The organism is Winogradskyella aurantiaca, from assembly GCF_003362725.1.
In the GTDB taxonomy this organism is placed as follows: domain Bacteria; phylum Bacteroidota; class Bacteroidia; order Flavobacteriales; family Flavobacteriaceae; genus Winogradskyella_A; species Winogradskyella_A aurantiaca.
In genome coordinates this window covers 150,947-169,201 of sequence record NZ_QKTV01000002.1, presented here as the reverse complement: position 1 = coordinate 169,201, position 18,255 = coordinate 150,947, and the positions used below count along the sequence as shown (strand labels likewise).

Here is an 18,255-nt window from a genome sequence, read left to right as displayed (position 1 = left end):
TTAAATGACCAATCTTCGTCATGTTGATCATATAGCATTCCTAACCACTGTTTATAATTTTAAACTCTATAAAAAATCTTCGTTGTATCATCCTGAGGGTGTGAGGCGTTATATTATTGATGGAAGAAATGGTATGTATGGTATACATAGCATCGTTTACATGATGCAAATGCTTTGGGAAGAGGATATTGATTGGTTAATAATGTTGGATGAAGATGTAATTGTATTGGATTTTGGGGCTATTGAGGATTTAATAAAGTATATGCACCATAATTCTTATGTTCTAGCTGGCATGCAGGATGGCGGTGTTCATGAAATAAGGCATCATAGTCCTTATGCAATTAACACCTACTTTTCAATATTGGATTTTAAAAAAGTAAAGCAATTTTGGAATAAAGAAGAAGTTTTGAAAAATCAATACATCTTTAAAAACGAATTCCAGATCAATAATCAGTTTATACGGCATAACTATGACGAAAACAGCCTCTTTGAAGGGTATTATTGCTTCTATTTTTGGTTATTAAGACAAGGTCAGAAACTATTGTATTTGAATGCAGAACAGCTATTTAAGGATGATGTTTATACCAATGTGCTTTATAATCATAATAACGAACCATTACTATACCATACTTGGCATGCCAGAAGTTTTGGGGTGTCAAAAGTGCATACAAAGAGAATTAGTAGAGTGTTTTCTGAAGCTCAGACTCAACTAAAACCTAAAGGAGTAAAAGAGAAGCCAGTAATTTTTAAGGATAAGTCTTTTAAAGGATATGTGCACAAAAATTCACTAAAAAAAAGAGTCAAGCGTTTGCTGAAAAAGCTAATAAGTGGTTTTAAATTATGAACTGTACAGGTCTCGTCTCTATCATCATGGCTACTTTTAACAGGGCACACCTGATTGAAAAGAGTCTGGAAAGTATTAGCCAGCAAACGTGTGCTAACTGGGAGTGTATCATCATAGATGATGGATCAACAGATAACACACAACATATAATAGAAACCTATAGCGGTAGAGATAATAGATTCCAATATTATTTAAGAAACAATACTTATAACAAAGGCCTGCCTGGATCTAGAAACATGGGGCTTGATATGGCTAATGGTCAGTTTATTTTATTTATTGATGATGATGATTATGCGCACCCACAACTCTTAGAAATATGCTGTAACTATCTGGAAAACAATCTATATGCCTTTTTTTGTCATTATTTAAAACAGCCGTTTACAACAGATATTCCAGAGGTGACTTCCGCTTATCTGCCTAATGGAGATTACTCTATTACCAATACTAGTTTTTATGAAGATTTTGTTACCTATAAAACTCCAATGGCCTCTTGCACTGTGATGTGGCGTGCGATGTGTTTTACAGGCCAACGATTTAATGAAGAACTGACTTATGCTGAAGAATGGGAGTGTTATACAAGGCTATTGGTTGATTTTTCAGTTGGTATTTTGTTAAACAAAATCCTTTACTTTAATAGGAAGCATCCGCATTCTAACACCTATGAATTTTACAGCGGAAATCAAGAAAGGGTAGAGTCAAAAAAGAAGGCAATTCAACTCATAATGAACATGCTTAAGAAAAAAGGGAAACTATTACCAGGAACTAGCAATTATTTAATAAATACTGCCCTAGGTTTTAACGATATCGATTTGATAAATATATTAATGACAAATGCTGAACTAAATTTGGTGAATCGTTTTATTCTGAGGCTTAAGTTTTATAGTTTGCCAATTAGGAGAACCTTAAAGAGACTTAAGACCGTGATATGACACTAAAGCGTTTTGTTTTAACAGTTATTAAATACATTCCTTCCTCTAGAATGAAAGTATTATCCTACCGCCTGTTTTTTAAATATAAAATTGGGAGAAATGTACAATTAGGGCGTGTATTTATAAATTGTAAGAAGGTTGAGATTGGTGATAGTGTGGTCATTTCAAATAGAACTGTTTTTTCATGCAATGAATTATATATTGGTGCTCAAACCAAAATTCATTCATCCAATAATTTTATTGGAGTGAATAATTTTAGTATCGGCTCAAATTCAAGAGTAATCAACAATCATTTTTTTGACCTAAGTAATTCTATTGAAATAGGCGATGATACATGGATAGCTGGTCGTAATTCTGAATTTTGGACACATGGGTCTTTATATACAAGAACCGGTACAAAAGATTTGAGTATTAAGATTGGGTCTGAGGTTTACATTGGATCTTCCTGCTTAATTGCACCTGGAACTGAAATTGCTTCTTATACGCTTGTTGCCATGGGAAGTGTGGTTAATAAGAAGTTTGAAGAGGAAAATGTGCTAATTGCAGGAAATACTGCATCAGTAGTTAAAAAAGGTATTAATTGGAGAGACCATTGGTAATCCATAACAGAAGAGTATTCCTTAATGAGTAAGTATCGCATATTAATTCTGGCAGAATCTATAGATATAGATAAGAGCAGTGGTGTTAAAGGGAGGTTAGCCTTAATACAAGCTTTTCAAAAATTAGATTATGCGATTACAGTCCTCCATTATTCTCAGAAAGACATCGATTTAGAGGGTATATCCTGTATGGCCGTTTACGAGAGTAAGTCAAGTTTTCTTTATGTTCTTAGCAGAATACAAAGACTACTTAACCGATGGTTTGGTTGGGACTTAAGTGATGTCGTCGATAAGTTATTTGGTTTTTCTTTTGGGTTTTTTAATGACTCTAGGAGTATGCGAAAGTCATTGAAATCTTTTAACTCTAAGGATTATGATATGGTCTGGACCCTAAGTATGGGCAACAGTTACCGAACCCATAAGGCTGTTCTGGATCTTGAAGAATGGCATGAGAACTGGTATGCCTATGTTCACGACCCTTTTCCACAACAATTATATCCTAGACCCTACAATTATGTTCCACATGGCTATCGTAAGAAGCGAATGTTCTTTAGAGCAGTATGCGACAAAGCTTTTAGGGTGGTATTTCCAAGTCTTGGACTTAAAGAATGGTTACAGAGTTATTATACCCCAGTTTTAAACAAATCACTTGTGATCCCGCATCAAATTCCAGAAGGAATCGGCGACAGTATGAAATTACCTGAGTTCTTCAGAAAAAATTGTTTTAGCATATTGCATGCTGGAAACCTACTGGATTTGAGAGACCCTTCAATAATTATTGAGGCCTATACTATGTTTCTTCAAAAGTATCCAGAAGCAAGCGAAGAAAGCAGTTTGATGTTCATCGGAAAGTCCTCAGTCTACACGGAATATCTTAAAGGTAAATACAAAGAACTTCCCTCTCTGTATGTGAGTGGGGACTACATGCCTTTTGAAATTGTATATAACCTTCAAAACACGGTGTCTGTTAATGTGATTCTGGAAGCTAAATCTGAAATCAGCCCGTTTTTACCTGGTAAGTTTTCCCATTGTGTGACTGCTGATAAACCAATAATTTTTGTTGGTCCATATTACAGTGAATGCAAGCGTTTACTGGGCGATGAATATCCTTATATATTTGATTTTGATAAGGTTAAAGAGCTAAGTCAGGCTATTGGAAAATTGTATAAGCAATGGAAAACAAATCCTGGTACATTAGTATTAAACAGGCCTGATTTAATGAACTATTTGTCAAAAGAGTATCTTAAAGACGTTATTGAGAACGATAAACTTATCTAGTTATCCCAAAGAATGATGATTAAATATCAATTATACAAACTAAAGGTTAGAACTGTAAGATTTTTAAAAAGACCGTGGTTCCAGCCTTTTTACAAGAGCAGTAATCCTTATTGGGTGCAAAAAATGACCTATATACCAATTGATAATCGATTAGAATTTTTCACGGATTTATGTAAAAACAAGACGGTTATTCATTTTGGATGCACAGATTGGCCAGTTTTTAACCCCGATAATAATCTTCACATTCAATTGTCAAAACATACCAAGGCTATTGATGGTTTTGATATTGATTTAGATGGTTTGAATAATTTAAAGAAATACGTTTCAGGTAATTATTTTAGTGACTTTAGCCAATTAAAAGATAAAAGTTATGATGTATGTCTTGTTCCTGAAACTATTGAGCACGTGGACAATGTTCGTTTATTTTTGGAGGGATTGTCAAAAGTTAGGGCAGAAAAGTTTTTGATTACCGCACCGAATGCTTTTTCCAATGAACAAAAGCAAAGGTTTTACAAAAGGAAGAATCAATTTGTAGAACTCATTCATCCTGATCATAATTATTGGTTTAGTCCATATACCTTAAAGAATTGTATCAAAAAATATATGGAAAAAGACGTCAAACAAATTTACCTTTTACAAAAGGGAAATATGGTTTGCTGTGAATTCTAGACAATTAAAGCTGTAGAAAATTTGAAGAATAGAATAACCATTATTTATGCCTACAGAGATCGAAATGTTGAATTGGTAGAAAATTCTTTGCAGTCTCTAATCGTACAATCGAGTCAGGATTTTTCGATCGTTTTTGTGGATTATGGTAGCCAAGCTAATAGATCACAAAAACTAAAGACATTTATAAATGAAGTTGACAACATATCTTACTATTATGTTGGTCATCCGGGTTTACTATGGAATAAGAGCAAAGCTTTGAACTATGGTATTAGATCTGTTCAATCTGATTTTGTTTTAACGGCAGATGTTGATGTGTTATTTCCTTCAAATTTTATTGAATGTTGCCATGGGTTATTGGATGCCTCCAAGTTTACACTGTTTAAAATTGCCTATTTAACCAAATCATCAACTTCTAAATTGAAGTTTCCACTTGATATTTTAGAACTTGGACATTCTCATATTGGTCAAACATTTGGGATTGGACTTTATCCCAGAGCAGCTTTTGAGTCGGTTTCTGGATACGATGAGTTTTTTCATTTTTATGGATTTGAAGACGAGGATATTAATAACCGCTTGGTTATGTCAGGATGTACTCAGGATCTAAATGATACTACAATTTTTCATCAATGGCATGAGAAATTTCCACGTCAATTGAAGAATGAGTTATCGGTCATACCAAGGTATAAACACGCGCTTCGATTAAATCAACAGCATTTTGTTTGGAATAAATCCACTAAAAGGACAATGGCTAATACCAAACAATGGGGGCAATGTTGGAATTTTGATGATTTAGATCGTTTAAAGAATCCAGATCAGACTATTAAATTGAATAATAATCTGTCTGTTTTAAATCATTTTTTTGAAGTGCAATTGATGCAAATCCCATCTAAGGTTGTAAAAATTGAAATTACAGAATCTCCTATTGCACGGTCGTTAAAGTTTAAACTCAAGAGTTTACTGAATAAGACAACTCAAGTGTATCTAAATATGAGTGAGGTGAATGATTTAATTCTTAAGCAAATTGTTTTTAAATACAGTGACCATAATTATAGCTTTAGGATTTCTGAAGATTTAAAAAGAATTACTTTAATCATAAGTCTTTAGCAAATGATATTTGGAGGTAACAGGATACGAGTTTTCTGGTGGAGTGAGACTAAATTAATGGGTAAGAGCCTGGATAATTATGGGGACATTATCGGTCCTTATTTGGTAGAAAAGCTATCAGGTAAGAAAGTGGTTTTTGTAAGGCCAACAAACAGCGGGATATTTGATTTGCAGCAACCTATTTATTTAACCGTAGGTAGTATTCTTGCCCATGCTACTGCAAAATGTATTGTTTGGGGTAGTGGCATAATTTCTTCTGATCAGAAGGTCAAATCTGCGAAATTTCTAGCTGTTAGAGGGCCTAAAACTCGAGAAAGTTTAATTGATCAGGGTTATCAGGTGCCTAAAGTTTATGGAGATCCGGCGTTGTTATTACCATTATTTTTTCGACCAAAGGTTCAAAAGAAATATTCATTAGGCATAATTCCGCATTATGTGGATTATCATAAGGTAAAAAAGACTCTGAGTAAAAATCCTGAAATTAAGGTCATTGATCTAATGACCAATGATGTTGAGGAAACTACAAAATCAATCATGGAATGTGAGAGAGTAATTTCCTCATCTTTACATGGTCTAATTGTCTCACACGCCTATGAGATTCCGGCAGCTTGGATGAAATTCTCAGATAAGTTGTTTGGCGATGGAGTTAAGTTTGTTGATTATTTTGCTTCCGTTGGTTTAAGAGGCACCTTAGTGGGTGATTTTCAAAATTCTTTTGACTTGATGGACCTCAAAGATATTTCCCCTAATCACTTTACACTTCCAGAAAAACTGGTACTAGGTCAATTACAAAAAGGATTATTAATAAGTTGTCCTTTTAATTATAGTAACATAACTATTAAGGATGAAGAAATTAGTTAAGTGGATATATAATCGATTTGTGAGAAGTCGACAAAGGGTTCTGGAGCGAAAAATGAGCATAAGAACAAAAAGTTTAAAAGAAAATGAGGAGAGTGATTTACAGCGATGGAAGAAAACTGATGAGCTAAAGGATGATTGGAGCCAAAGGACCCACGTGATGTCAACTTTTCTTTCCACCAGTACTAATATTATAGAATTTGGAGCGGGTAACATGTATTTAAAATCGGTTCTGGGTAAAGAACAAAATTACACTCCTTCTGACTTAGTAAAGCGTTTTGATGAAACAATAATATGTGATTTAAACAACCCGATAGAAATAGACCTTACACCATATGATGCTGCTGTTTTTAGTGGGGTATTGGAGTATGTTTATAATTTGGATTTGGTTTTTAAAAAGTTACATGAAGACCAGGTTGCAAAAGTCGTATTGTCCTATGCATGTTCAGATCGCGTGAATCTCTCACGGAGTGCAAATGGATGGTTAAGTGATTACACATTGAATGATATTAAATTGTTAATTGATAGATATGACTATATCATTCTGGATTACAAAGAATGGCGGGATCAATCAATTTTTAACTTGAGTCTTAATAACTAATTGGTGAGAATACTTTTTGTTTCGATAAAGTCTGTGCATTTTAAGAGATGGATTTCTCAGCTAGAGGATTGTGGTTTTGAGCTCTATTTTTTTGATATAAATGGTTCAGATGGTTCTTATTTGGATTTGCCTTGGTTGCATCAAAGGGATTCATGGAAGTTGAAATTAAAGTTACCTGGATACTATCGTCTAAAAAAATTATTTCCTTGGGCTTTTGAGGTTGTAAATAAGTTAATTTCACGTAGGACGGACGAGGTATTTGAAGGCTATTTAAATGAAGTAAAACCTGATGTTGTGCACAGTTTTGCGTTGCAATTATCTTGTACTCCTATAATTAGTATTATGCAAAAGTATCCTAATATTTATTGGATATATTCTTCCTGGGGCAGTGATCTATATTACCACCAATCATTTCCAAAATTAAAAACTAATATTCAAAGAGTGCTTGGTAGAGTTAACTATGCTTTTAGTGATTGTAATAGAGATGTGGCATTAATGAAGAATTTAGGGTTTGAAGGATCTCATTTGGGTGTTTTCCCAGGAGGTGGTGGTTATAAATTGGATATGGTTGAGACATTAATAGAAACCAATTTAAACGATAGAAATTGCATTATTGTTAAGGGTTATGAAGGAGAAATAGGGCGTTGCATCAACGTGCTAAAAGCTCTGGAATTGATTTCTCATGAATTAAAGAATTATAGGATTATTATCTTCAGCGCTGATGAAGAAGTGATAAATGTTATTGAACAGAAGCAGCTTAAGTGGGTATTTGATATATTACTGATAAAAAGTTCAAAACCAATTTCACAAATAGAGGTGATGAGGTTAATGGGAAAATCGCTTTTGTATATTGGTAACAGCATTTCAGATGGAATGCCCAACACCTTATTAGAAGCTGTTATTATGGGGGCTTTCCCGATTCAGTCAAATCCAGGTGGTGTTTCCGAGGAAATAATTACACCCGGACAAAATGGATTAGTAATTAATGATCCGGAAAATATTGAAGAAATAAAGGTGCTGATTCAAAAAGTGATTACAGATAAAGCACTCCAACAACAGGCCTTTGAATTTAATCAAACTACCATAAAACCTCAATTGGATTATGAACTTGTTAAAACAAGAGTTTTCAATGCTTATAAAAGTATTTCAATATCAACATGATGATAGAATCAAAATTAGTTGTAGTTATACCAGCACGTGGTGCTTCTAAACGATTAAAGAATAAGAATCTAAGATCTCTAGGAGGTTATAGTTTGTTAACCCATAGTATATTATATGCATTAAGCAGCTTAAAAGATATTCCTGTTTTTGTTTCTACAGAGGATGAAAATATTAAGAAAGAGGCCCAAAAATATGGGGCTCAGGTCATCGACAGGCCTATTGAACTAGCCATGGATGAAACCACAACTGTGGAGGTAATACAACATGCTATTGATTCAATTGCATTTGACGTAGAGGACGTCATACTTTTGCAGCCAACGAATCCGTTAAGGCCGCAAGGTATTCTGTATAGCGCCCTAAAGGCTTATAAATCAAGAGGCTCCAATTCTCTTTTTACTGTTAGTCCTCAATTAAAGAAATTAGGTGAAATTAATGACCATAGATTCGTTCCAAGAAATTATCAACCAGGACAGCGTAGTCAGGATATGAATCCCTGGTATTATGAGAATGGCCTTTTATATATAGCTTCAAGGGATATTATAAAATCTGGGCAGCTCATCACCAGAGAAGCACACCCTTATATAGTTGATCATATATTTGGTACTGTTGATATAGATACGGCAACAGATTTAGATTATGCGGAATTCATTTTTAGTCATTATCGGAAGGAAATATTCTATTTACCGGACTCAAGAAAGAGTTTTTAATTCCTGTCTTTTATGCTATTTTTGAGAAGCTTAATCTCATTTTTTTGAACCAACAAAATTTTTCAATTCAGGGGCGACACATAGGTCCAGAATTCCCACCACTAGTACTCGCAGAAATAGGCATCAACCATGAAGGCTCTCTCGAGGTGGCGAAGCAAATGGTAGATGCCGCTGCCAGAGCAGGGGTGGAAGTCGTCAAGCACCAAACACATATTGTAGAGGACGAAATGAGTCCAGAGGCCAAAAAGGTAATTCCAGGTAATGCCAAGGTGTCTATTTATGAGATTATGGAGCGCTGTGCCTTAAATGAAGCGGACGAACACGCTTTAAAAGCTTATGTAGAATCCAAAGGCATGATCTTTATTTCCACACCATTTTCTAGAGCGGCGGCTAATCTCCTAGAAGCTATGGACGTCTCCGCTTATAAGATCGGATCAGGGGAATGTAATAATTACCCTCTTTTGGAACATATTGCCAGCTTTGGAAAACCGGTTATACTTAGTACGGGAATGAACACTATAGACAGTGTGTCCAAAGCTGTACAAATCTTTGATCAGGCCAAGGTGCCAGTTGCTTTATTGCATACCACTAACTTATATCCCACGCCACCACATCTGGTACGACACGGCGCGATGATGGAATTACATCAAGCTTTCCCAGAAAAAGTATTTGGACTAAGTGATCATACGTTGAATAACAATGCCTGTCTAGGTGCGGTAGCCTTAGGCGCCAGTATTCTGGAGCGTCATTTTACGGATCATATGCAGCGTACGGGACCTGATATTGTTTGTAGTATGGATGAACAGACTTGTAGAGAGCTTATTCAGGGATCCAAGGAGATCTGGCAGATGCGAGGTGGTACTAAGGAACCCGCGAAGGAAGAGCAGGTGACCATTGATTTTGCCTTTGCCACCGTGTGTACTATAAAAGATATTGAAAGGGGAGAAACACTGACCAAAGAAAATATTTGGGTAAAACGGCCTGGTACTGGATCTATACTAGCTAAAGATTTTAATCAACTTCTTGGTAAAAGGGCAATCAGAGCTTTAACCGATGGGGTGCATCTAAACTGGACTGATTTTGAATAAAGATAGAAAGCGCATAGTTTTTCTTACAGGAACCAGAGCTGATTTTGGAAAGATTAAGGCCTTGATCCAGTCTGTGGAAGACCAAGAAGATTTTGATCCGTTTGTCTTCGTGACAGGCATGCATATGATGACAGAATACGGTTATACCTTGATAGAGGTGGAACGCTGTGGATTTTCTCATATACAGAAGTTCGAGAATCATACCGCTGAAGACACAATGGATTTGAGCTTAGCCAGGACTATTGAAGGGTTTTCAGCCTATATAAAAGATATTCAACCAGATTTGATTGTGGTGCATGGTGATCGGGTAGAAGCGCTAGCCGGTGCCATAGTAGGGAGTTTAAATAATATACTGGTGGCACACATTGAGGGAGGGGAAGTATCGGGGACTATTGACGAATTGATAAGACATTCCGTCTCAAAATTGAGCCATATCCATTATACTGCAAATGAGGAGGCCAAAGAACGACTAAAGCAGATGGGTGAGCTACCTGAAAGTATTTATGTGATTGGTTCTCCTGACCTGGATGTCATGTCCTCCAAATCCTTACCTGAACTTGACGAAGTCACTTCATATTATAATATTCCTTTCGAGGACTATGCATTAATGCTTTATCATCCCGTAACAACCGAGGTTGATCGTATTGAAAGAGATGCAGAAACCATAGTACAAGCTCTAATTGAAAGCGGCCTGAATTATGTGGTGGTATATCCCAATAACGATCTGGGAAGTATAAAGATTTTAAAGGCTTATGAAGCGTTTAAACAACACCCAAAGTTTAAAGTATTTCCTTCGTTACGATTTGAGTATTTTTTAATCTTGTTAAAGAATGCACAATTTATAATTGGTAACAGTAGTGCTGGAGTTAGAGAAGCTCCTTTTTATGGAGTGCCAAGTATTAACGTGGGTTCCAGGCAAAAAAATCGCAGTCTTCTTGAGAGTATCCTAAATGTATCGCATAATAAATCAAAAATTATAAGTGCTATTAATGCTCAAAAAGATAAGTCATTTTTACCAGACGCGTATTTTGGGCATGGTAATTCTAAAGTGCTTTTTATGACTAGTTTGAATTCTACTCGTCTATGGGAAACCCCCCATCAAAAGCAATTTCAAACAGTATGAAACGAAAGAAAGTCCTTCTTTTGTTAACGGATGGGATAAGTTTAAGAAACTTCACGTATAGTCCATTTGTAATTGAGGCCGAAAAATCCGGCTTAGAGCTGGTATTTTGGAATGGAACTTCCTTTGATTTTGAGAAGATGGGCTTACAAGCAATTCCACTGCCAAAAGGGAAAACTCACTGGTTGACCCCTGTATTTAAAAATGCCAGAAAACATATAGAACTCAATTGTTTTTCAAAAAGGAATCAGGATCCAATTTATCAAGCCTACAAATTTCCTTTGAATAAAAAAGGATTAAAAAATTGGTTTCGTACTCTTTTAACCCAATTGCTTATTTTTTTCCTCAATAATGAGAACGGAGCTAATCTTACCAGAAAATGGACTTATCGCTTGGAGTCAAAGACAGCCTATTATAGGAGATGTAGACAAGTGTTATCAGAAATAGAGCCTGATGTTATTCTCAATTCATCACAGCGTTCTTTATTAAGTATAGCACCTGTGGAAGCAGCAAAAGATCTGGGGATAACCAGCCTTGGTTTTATCTATTCCTGGGATAATCTACCAAAATCTACTTTAGAGGTTACCACAGATTACTATCTAACCTGGGGCCAGTTAATGAAGAGTGAATTGATAAAATATCATCCATTTATAGAATCGGATCAGATTTTCGTGACTGGAACCCCGCAATTTGAACTGCACTATCAGGATGAGTTGATAGAAACAAGAACGTATTTTTTTGAAAAGTATAACCTGAATTCAGACATAGAATATTTCTGTTTTAGCGGAGATGATTTCACCACAAGTCCCAAGGATCATTTGTATCTCAGGGATACCGCTAGAGCCATTAGAGAATTAAATCAAAATGGGTATAAAGTTGGTTTAATTTTCAGGCCGTGTCCGGTAGATTTTTCAAATAGATATGATGAGGTGATTGATGAGTTTAATGACATTATTATTCCTATAAGGCCAGAATGGTCTGCGAATGGAGATGTCTGGAATACTGTGATGCCTTTGCCTTCAGACAATAAATTACTAGCCAATCTAGCTTATCATTGTAAAGGGGTTATTAATCTGGGTTCCTCTATGATTTTTGATTTCATAACAAGGGATAAGCCTTGTATGTATTTAAACTATAGGTATAATGAAGAGGGTAAGCCGTTAGAAGGTGTTCATGTTTATGACTATGTTCATTTTAGATCTATGCCAAATAATAAGTCAGTTGTCTGGGGGACAAACCCTTCTAGTCTTTCAAAGAATTTACAAGTGTTTTTAGACTCATCGAAACAAAACCTGACCTATACAAAAGATTGGTTTGACATAGTTAATCTTGCTCCACAGGAAATAGCGTCAAAAAGAATTGCCGAACGTCTCTTGAACCTACATTGATTTGTCTTTTTTATGCATATTTCCTTTTTAACACCAGAGTATCCACATCCAGATTTGAAGAAGTCAGGAGGAATAGGTACCAGTATACAGAATCTAGCTAAGGGTCTTGCAGGTCAAGGAATAGACGTGACCGTATTTGTTATAGGACAAAAGAAGGATGCAATACTTTTTGATACAAACATCAGACTCATATGTATACCTGCGAAACGGCATAAAATTCTATCATGGTATTTCGAGCGAAAGAAATCCCAACGAATCATTAATGATTATATTAAACAATTGAATATCAATTTAATTGAAGCTCCTGATTGGGGTGGGATCACCGCTTTTATGAAATTTTCTGTTCCGCTCGTTATCCGATTACATGGCAGTGACACCTATTTTTGTCACCTGGAAGGGAGGTCTCAAAATTGGAAGTATCGTTTGCTGGAATGGAAGGCCATTAAAGATGCTAATTATATTGTCTCAGTGAGTGAATTTGTAGCCGATTTTACCAAACGTCATTTTAAATTAAAAAACCCTATAGAGGTTGTTCATAATGTAATAGATACTAATTACTTTAAATCAACTCACGATTTTAAGACTGGTAGTCTACTGTATTTTGGCACAATTATTAGAAAAAAGGGCATTTTGCATTTAGCCCATATTTTCAATTTGGTAGTTGAAAAAAATAGAGATGCCACTTTAACTGTTATTGGAAAAGACACCATAGACGTCATTCTAAAAAAATCAACGCTATCGATTTTTAAAGAAATTTTAACCCCTGAAGCTGTAAATCGGACTACTTTTTTGAGTGAAGTTGAGTATTCTGCTATCCGAGATTTAATTCAGTACGCTCAGGTAGGTATCTTACCAAGTTTAGCCGAGGCATTTCCAATGACCTGGTTAGAGGTATTGTCAATGTCACGCCCCTTGGTGTCGTCTAATATTGGTTGGGCAAAAGAACTAATGGTGGAGGGAGAAACAGGGTTTATGGTAGACCCTAAGGATCATCAATTGTATGCTCAAAGAATTGTTGAATTAATTTGTGATGTAGATAAAAGTAAACACCTTGGGCGTAACGCCCGTGCTCATATAGAGAAGCACTTTAGTTTAGAACAGGGTTTGATAAAAAATATTGAATTTTATCATCATGTTTGAGCACATAAATTATATTTTTTCTATTGAAATTAAATAGAATGAAACTAATACTATTAATTCATCAGAATAACAAGGTGCTAGAGATCAGGGATTATCCAAGCGATATAAAAGTACCGATGAATGATGAAGTTGGTCTGATTGGTCAGCTCTTTAATATGGCTATTAGTTATCCAGATCATTTTTTAGGTTGGTGTGAAGAAAGATTATTTCCTTTTTTTAGTTACAATAAGTTTAGAAGCATCTTTCTTCATAAAAGAATAATGTCATCGTTTGAGATTCACGATTATTATATACCTGATACCATTGGTTATATTGAGCATTCGCCTTTAATAAACATCAATAAAAATGTTCCTTATCCTACATGGCGTATGAGTAGTTGTGTTGGTGGAATACATGCTTCCCTAATTTCACAACTTAAGAAGGCCCAATATAAGGACCACTCATTTGAATTGTTCTTAAATGTTATGGCCAAACAAAACATGAAGAATGGGCTATTATGCTATAGTACCCCTGGACTTCTAGAGGGCTTTATTGAGAATTCATATAAGCAATCTCCAAGAGTAAAAGATGAACTATTTCATTTCGTTAGATCTAACTATAAGAAAAGATGGCTTTTCATATTATTTTTAAATTTCCTTATTTACGAGGGCAAGTTGAAGTTGTATAGTTTGATTAAATCCCTCTTTACCAAGGAGGTTAGAGTTAAGTTGACTCTTGACGAATTTGAGATTAATTCGGCAAAAGAGGATTCAGCTGAGGCAAGTATCGATGTAATAATACCAACTTTAGGTAGAAAGAACTTCTTATATGATGTGCTTAAAGATTTAAGTAATCAATCTCTTTTACCTCATAGGGTAATCATTGTTGAACAGAATGCAAACCTTTATTCAGAATCCGAATTGGACTTTTTGACTGAAGAAGAATGGCCGTTTACAGTGGTTCATCACTTTATTCATCAAACCGGGGCATGTAATGCTAGAAATCTGGCTTTACAAGAAGTGTCTTCAGAATATGTTTACTTGGCAGATGATGACAACCGTTTTTCAGCTGACTTGCTGGAAAAGGCGATAATCGAAATGAATAAACTAGGAACCAAAGTATTGAATATGTCCTATCTACAAAAAGGTGAAGTTGAAACAGCTAGGACATGGCTACAATGGCATACTTTCGGCGCAGGGTGTTCCATAATTCGATCTGAATTGCTTAAAGAAGTAACTTTTGATATGGCATTCGAACATGGTTATGGGGAAGATGCTGATTTTGGTATGCAATTGAGAAATATAGGTAAGGACGTCATTTATTCTCCTAATCTTCATGTTCTGCATTTAAAAGCACCAATTGGCGGCTTTCGAAAAGTAAATGTAATGCCATGGGATAAAGATCTTATCATTCCAAAACCGTCTCCTACCATCATGTTATATAAACTGAAACATCAAAGCATAATACAAATTAAGGGTTATAAGCTTTTGTTGTTTTTAAGACTTTTATTTAAACAGAAAAGGTTACATTTTCTAAAATTTAAGAGGCAATTTAATCAACAGTGGAATTCCAGTGTCAGATGGGCAAAATATCTAAAGAGCGAGCATGAATAATCGCAAATTTTCCTTAATCGTTTGTACTTATTCTCGTCCTGAATCTTTGAGTACTCTCCTAAAATCTATAGCCACCCAATCTGTAGCCCCAGATGAGATTTTAATTATAGATGCTTCCTCTGATCAAAAAACTGAAATTGTATGTCAATCCAGCCAATTACCTAGTTTGAAATATTTTCAGGTAAACACGGAACATCGTGGCTTAACAAAGCAGCGTAATTATGGGATTTCTAAAGTAGGTAAGGATATAGATTATGTTTGCTTCCTTGATGATGATATTATTCTGAGCAAAGATTATTTTACGAGCTTAATTAATACTTACATTGCTTTTCCGGATGCTATTGGTGTTGGCGGCTATATAACTAATGAAGTTATATGGGAATTTAAATCAAGTAAAAGTTTAAGATCAAAGTTTTATTTCGAAGAGTTTCAAAGACAGGAACCGATGAGATTTCAGGTAAGACGGCTTTGTGGTTTGGCACCCGACCGTCAACCTTGTTTTTTACCAAGTTTTGGTCATGGAAGATCGGTGAGCTTTTTGCCACCTTCAGGCAAAATTTACGGTGTAGAGCATTTTATGGGTGGTGTGTCTTCATACAAACTTGATGTTCTCAAAAAGGTTGGATTTTCAACTTTTTTTGAAGGCTATGGATTATACGAGGATGCTGATTTCTGTTTTAGACTGCTTAGCTTTGGTGATTTATATGTAAATACGGCAGCCCAATGTGAACATCATCATGATAAGTCCGGGCGTCCAGATTGGTTTGAATATGGTAAAATGGTCATTAGAAATGGATGGTATGTATGGCGAATTCGCTTCCCAAAACCCTCCGTTAAAGATAAATTCAGATGGCGTGCATGTAGTTTGTTGCTAATTTTATTGACTTTAGGAACTCTTAATAGAAAAAGTATAAGGGAGGGTATGGGACGCTTATTTGCATGGACAAAACTGTTCTTTTTTAAACCTAGTATCCAATCATGAAGCTTGCCATTTTTACTATTGTTCAACATACTAAAAAAAATCAACAGTTGTTTGGATACGGACCCTATATAAGAGAAATGAATCTTTGGGGTTACTATGTTGAAGAAATGCTGGTTTGTGGTCCTTTGAATAAAAAGTCTGATCCAGGAACAATTGATGTTGCTTACGAGCATTCAAGGCTCACTTTTTTTAAGGTTCCGGCATTCAACTTATTGTCCGTTATGCAAGTTATAAGAAGTATTTTGGTCATCCCTATAATATTTATCCAGTGTATAAGAGTGATGGCTATGGCAGATCATATTCATTTACGCTGTCCTGGCAATATAGGCCTGATTGCCTGTGTATGTCAGATATTATTTCCTAGAAAACCAAAAAGCACTAAATATGCTGGTAATTGGGATCCTAATAGTCAGCAACCCTGGTCTTATAAATTACAACAGGCCATTTTGCGGAATCGCTTTCTTACAAGAAATATGAAAGTATTGGTGTATGGGGAGTGGCCTAACGAACCTGAACACATTATCCCTTTTATTTCGGCGACCTATTACGACAAGGATAAAGTACCATTTAAGAAAAGGGATTTTGATCAAATCTTGGAATTCGTATTTGCGGCCTCCTTAGTGCCTGGAAAACGACCTTTATTAACCATTCAAATTATTGAAGAATTAAATAAGAAAGGCTATCCAGCCATTCTTCATATGTTTGGAGACGGACCATTAAGAATTGAATTGGAAGCATATATTACTGAAAATCGAATTAGGGATCAAATTAATCTGTATGGGAATCGGGATATTCAGGAATTAAAGAACTATTATCAAAAGGCTCATTTTAACATTTTGCCCTCCAAATCGGAAGGTTGGCCGAAAGCGGTGGCAGAGGGTATGTTTTTTGGTTGTATTCCTGTGACTACCAGCGTGTCTTGTGTAGAATGGATGCTAGATGATGGTATGCGAGGTATTTTAATTGAACCTAAACTCGAAAGTGCCATTAGTTCAATCACTTATGCCTTGGAGCAAAAGGACTTACACTTTCTGGCTCAGAGGGCTCAGACATGGTCTGAACAATATACCTTTGATCGTTTAAATGAAGAAATTAAATCAGTCCTTTTAGAAGTATGAAAGTGTTGCAACTTGTCGATAGTTTGGAAGCTGGTGGCACTGAACGTATGGCAGTTAATCTGGCTAATGGGTTGGTATCGCACGTTCAATTTTCAGGCCTTTGTGCTACTCGGGTTGAAGGTCCCTTAAAGCAACAATTAAAATCCCAAGTGTCCTATCTGTTTTTAGGTAAATCTTCTCGTTTTGACATTTTGGCCTGGAAGCGACTTTATAAATTTATTAAGAAAAATAATATTGATATACTTCATGCTCACAGCAGTTCTTATGGATTGGCAGTAGTCATGAAATGGTTACATCCAACTTTAAAAATAGTATGGCATGATCATTATGGCCAAAGTGAATTCCTTGATCAACGACCTAAACGAATCTTAAAATTGTTATCCCGTTATTTTTCAGGAAGTATTACCGTAAATGCCAAACTGGAATCATGGCATCGGAATATTTTAAGTATTTCACGGGTTATATACTTGCCAAACTTTATAAGTACAACGCAAAGAAAAATTGAGAAAACCACATTAAAAGGAATTAAAGGAAAACGTATTATTTGTTTAGCGAATTGGCGTCCCCAAAAAGATTTAATTAATTTATTAGATGCATTTGAGCAAGTGGTTAAACAATGTCCTGATTGGTCCTTACATTTGGTTGGAAAGCATTTTAATGATAATTACGAAGAAGAAGTACTATCTAAAATTGAGTCAATGGAAGCTAGAGAGGCTGTAAATACTTATGGTTCGGTATCTGACGTACCTAATGTACTTTTACAATCAAGTATTGGAGTTCTATCTTCAAGTTCAGAAGGATTACCATTGAGTCTGCTGGAATATGGTCAGACTGGTCTACCAGTAGTGGCAACTAATGTGGGTGATTGTAACAGGGTTATTATAAATAACAAAACAGGCCTGTTAGTTGAATCAGAGAACTCAAATAGCCTCTTTCTAGCATTAAATAATTTGATCAGAGACAAAATCTTCGCAAATAAATTAGGCAAGGGTTTAAATGAATTAATCAACGATGACTTTTCTGAAAATGGTTCCATTCATAAATTGTTGGGTTTTTACACTGAATTGTAGATGATAC

The 18,255-nt window shown here is 35.4% G+C and carries 18 protein-coding genes; all 18 read left to right on the top strand.

Translation table 11 applies throughout. From position 1 onward, the window contains the following. Nucleotides 1-4: 4 nt before the first annotated feature. The 18 genes from DN064_RS04935 to DN064_RS04850 all read left to right on the top strand — a co-directional run bounded on the left by DN064_RS04935 (nucleotide 5) and on the right by DN064_RS04850 (nucleotide 18,248). Nucleotides 5-844: a hypothetical protein gene (locus tag DN064_RS04935; protein WP_115461518.1), complete on the top strand. Its 840-nt coding sequence runs from the start codon at nucleotides 5-7 to the stop codon at nucleotides 842-844. Continuing rightward, nucleotides 841-1,773: a glycosyltransferase family 2 protein gene (locus DN064_RS04930; protein ID WP_115461517.1), complete on the top strand. Its 933-nt coding sequence runs from the start codon at nucleotides 841-843 to the stop codon at nucleotides 1,771-1,773. The genes DN064_RS04935 and DN064_RS04930 overlap by 4 nt, the downstream gene beginning before the upstream one ends. Continuing rightward, a complete protein-coding gene (locus DN064_RS04925; protein ID WP_115461516.1) occupies nucleotides 1,770-2,372 on the top strand; it encodes an acyltransferase in 603 nt (200 codons plus the stop codon). The genes DN064_RS04930 and DN064_RS04925 overlap by 4 nt, the downstream gene beginning before the upstream one ends. Nucleotides 2,373-2,396: 24 nt before the next feature. After that, nucleotides 2,397-3,650 carry a glycosyltransferase family protein gene (locus DN064_RS04920; RefSeq protein ID WP_115461515.1) on the top strand — a complete coding sequence of 418 codons (1,254 nt, stop codon included), beginning with the start codon at nucleotides 2,397-2,399 and terminating at the stop codon, nucleotides 3,648-3,650. A gap of 123 nt (nucleotides 3,651-3,773) precedes the next feature. After that, nucleotides 3,774-4,319 (top strand): class I SAM-dependent methyltransferase, encoded by a 546-nt coding sequence (locus tag DN064_RS04915; RefSeq protein WP_157962237.1) that lies wholly within the window; start codon nucleotides 3,774-3,776, stop codon nucleotides 4,317-4,319. Nucleotides 4,320-4,340: 21 nt separating this feature from the next. Further along, entirely contained in the window at nucleotides 4,341-5,423 is a 1,083-nt protein-coding gene (locus tag DN064_RS04910) for a glycosyltransferase family 2 protein (protein WP_115461513.1), read from the top strand. 3 nt (nucleotides 5,424-5,426) lie between these two features. Then, complete coding sequence (locus tag DN064_RS04905) at nucleotides 5,427-6,284, top strand: polysaccharide pyruvyl transferase family protein (protein ID WP_232827390.1); 858 nt, start codon at nucleotides 5,427-5,429, stop codon at nucleotides 6,282-6,284. Beyond that, entirely contained in the window at nucleotides 6,268-6,882 is a 615-nt protein-coding gene (locus DN064_RS04900; protein WP_157962236.1) for a class I SAM-dependent methyltransferase, read from the top strand. The genes DN064_RS04905 and DN064_RS04900 overlap by 17 nt, the downstream gene beginning before the upstream one ends. A gap of 3 nt (nucleotides 6,883-6,885) precedes the next feature. Next, complete coding sequence (locus DN064_RS04895; RefSeq protein ID WP_157962235.1) at nucleotides 6,886-8,043, top strand: glycosyltransferase; 1,158 nt, start codon at nucleotides 6,886-6,888, stop codon at nucleotides 8,041-8,043. Continuing rightward, nucleotides 8,043-8,750, top strand: a complete 708-nt coding sequence (locus tag DN064_RS04890) for an acylneuraminate cytidylyltransferase family protein (RefSeq protein ID WP_232827388.1) — start codon at nucleotides 8,043-8,045, stop codon at nucleotides 8,748-8,750. Before DN064_RS04895 ends, DN064_RS04890 begins: the two co-directional genes overlap by 1 nt. A gap of 44 nt (nucleotides 8,751-8,794) precedes the next feature. Next, complete coding sequence (locus DN064_RS04885) at nucleotides 8,795-9,838, top strand: N-acetylneuraminate synthase family protein (protein ID WP_232827386.1); 1,044 nt, start codon at nucleotides 8,795-8,797, stop codon at nucleotides 9,836-9,838. Beyond that, nucleotides 9,831-10,961 (top strand): UDP-N-acetylglucosamine 2-epimerase, encoded by a 1,131-nt coding sequence (gene neuC / locus DN064_RS04880; protein ID WP_115461510.1) that lies wholly within the window; start codon nucleotides 9,831-9,833, stop codon nucleotides 10,959-10,961. Before DN064_RS04885 ends, neuC begins: the two co-directional genes overlap by 8 nt. Next, nucleotides 10,958-12,346: a UDP-glycosyltransferase gene (locus DN064_RS04875; RefSeq protein WP_157962234.1), complete on the top strand. Its 1,389-nt coding sequence runs from the start codon at nucleotides 10,958-10,960 to the stop codon at nucleotides 12,344-12,346. Before neuC ends, DN064_RS04875 begins: the two co-directional genes overlap by 4 nt. A gap of 12 nt (nucleotides 12,347-12,358) precedes the next feature. After that, nucleotides 12,359-13,486: a glycosyltransferase family 4 protein gene (locus DN064_RS04870; protein ID WP_115461508.1), complete on the top strand. Its 1,128-nt coding sequence runs from the start codon at nucleotides 12,359-12,361 to the stop codon at nucleotides 13,484-13,486. Nucleotides 13,487-13,524: 38 nt separating this feature from the next. Next, on the top strand, nucleotides 13,525-15,078 hold the full coding sequence (locus DN064_RS04865) for a glycosyltransferase family 2 protein (RefSeq protein WP_115461507.1): 1,554 nt from the start codon (nucleotides 13,525-13,527) through the stop codon (nucleotides 15,076-15,078). Beyond that, nucleotides 15,071-16,060 (top strand): glycosyltransferase family 2 protein, encoded by a 990-nt coding sequence (locus tag DN064_RS04860; RefSeq protein ID WP_115461506.1) that lies wholly within the window; start codon nucleotides 15,071-15,073, stop codon nucleotides 16,058-16,060. Before DN064_RS04865 ends, DN064_RS04860 begins: the two co-directional genes overlap by 8 nt. After that, complete coding sequence (locus DN064_RS04855) at nucleotides 16,057-17,178, top strand: glycosyltransferase family 4 protein (protein WP_115461505.1); 1,122 nt, start codon at nucleotides 16,057-16,059, stop codon at nucleotides 17,176-17,178. The genes DN064_RS04860 and DN064_RS04855 overlap by 4 nt, the downstream gene beginning before the upstream one ends. Beyond that, nucleotides 17,175-18,248 (top strand): glycosyltransferase, encoded by a 1,074-nt coding sequence (locus DN064_RS04850; protein ID WP_115461504.1) that lies wholly within the window; start codon nucleotides 17,175-17,177, stop codon nucleotides 18,246-18,248. The genes DN064_RS04855 and DN064_RS04850 overlap by 4 nt, the downstream gene beginning before the upstream one ends. The last annotated feature ends 7 nt before the right edge of the window (nucleotides 18,249-18,255 follow it).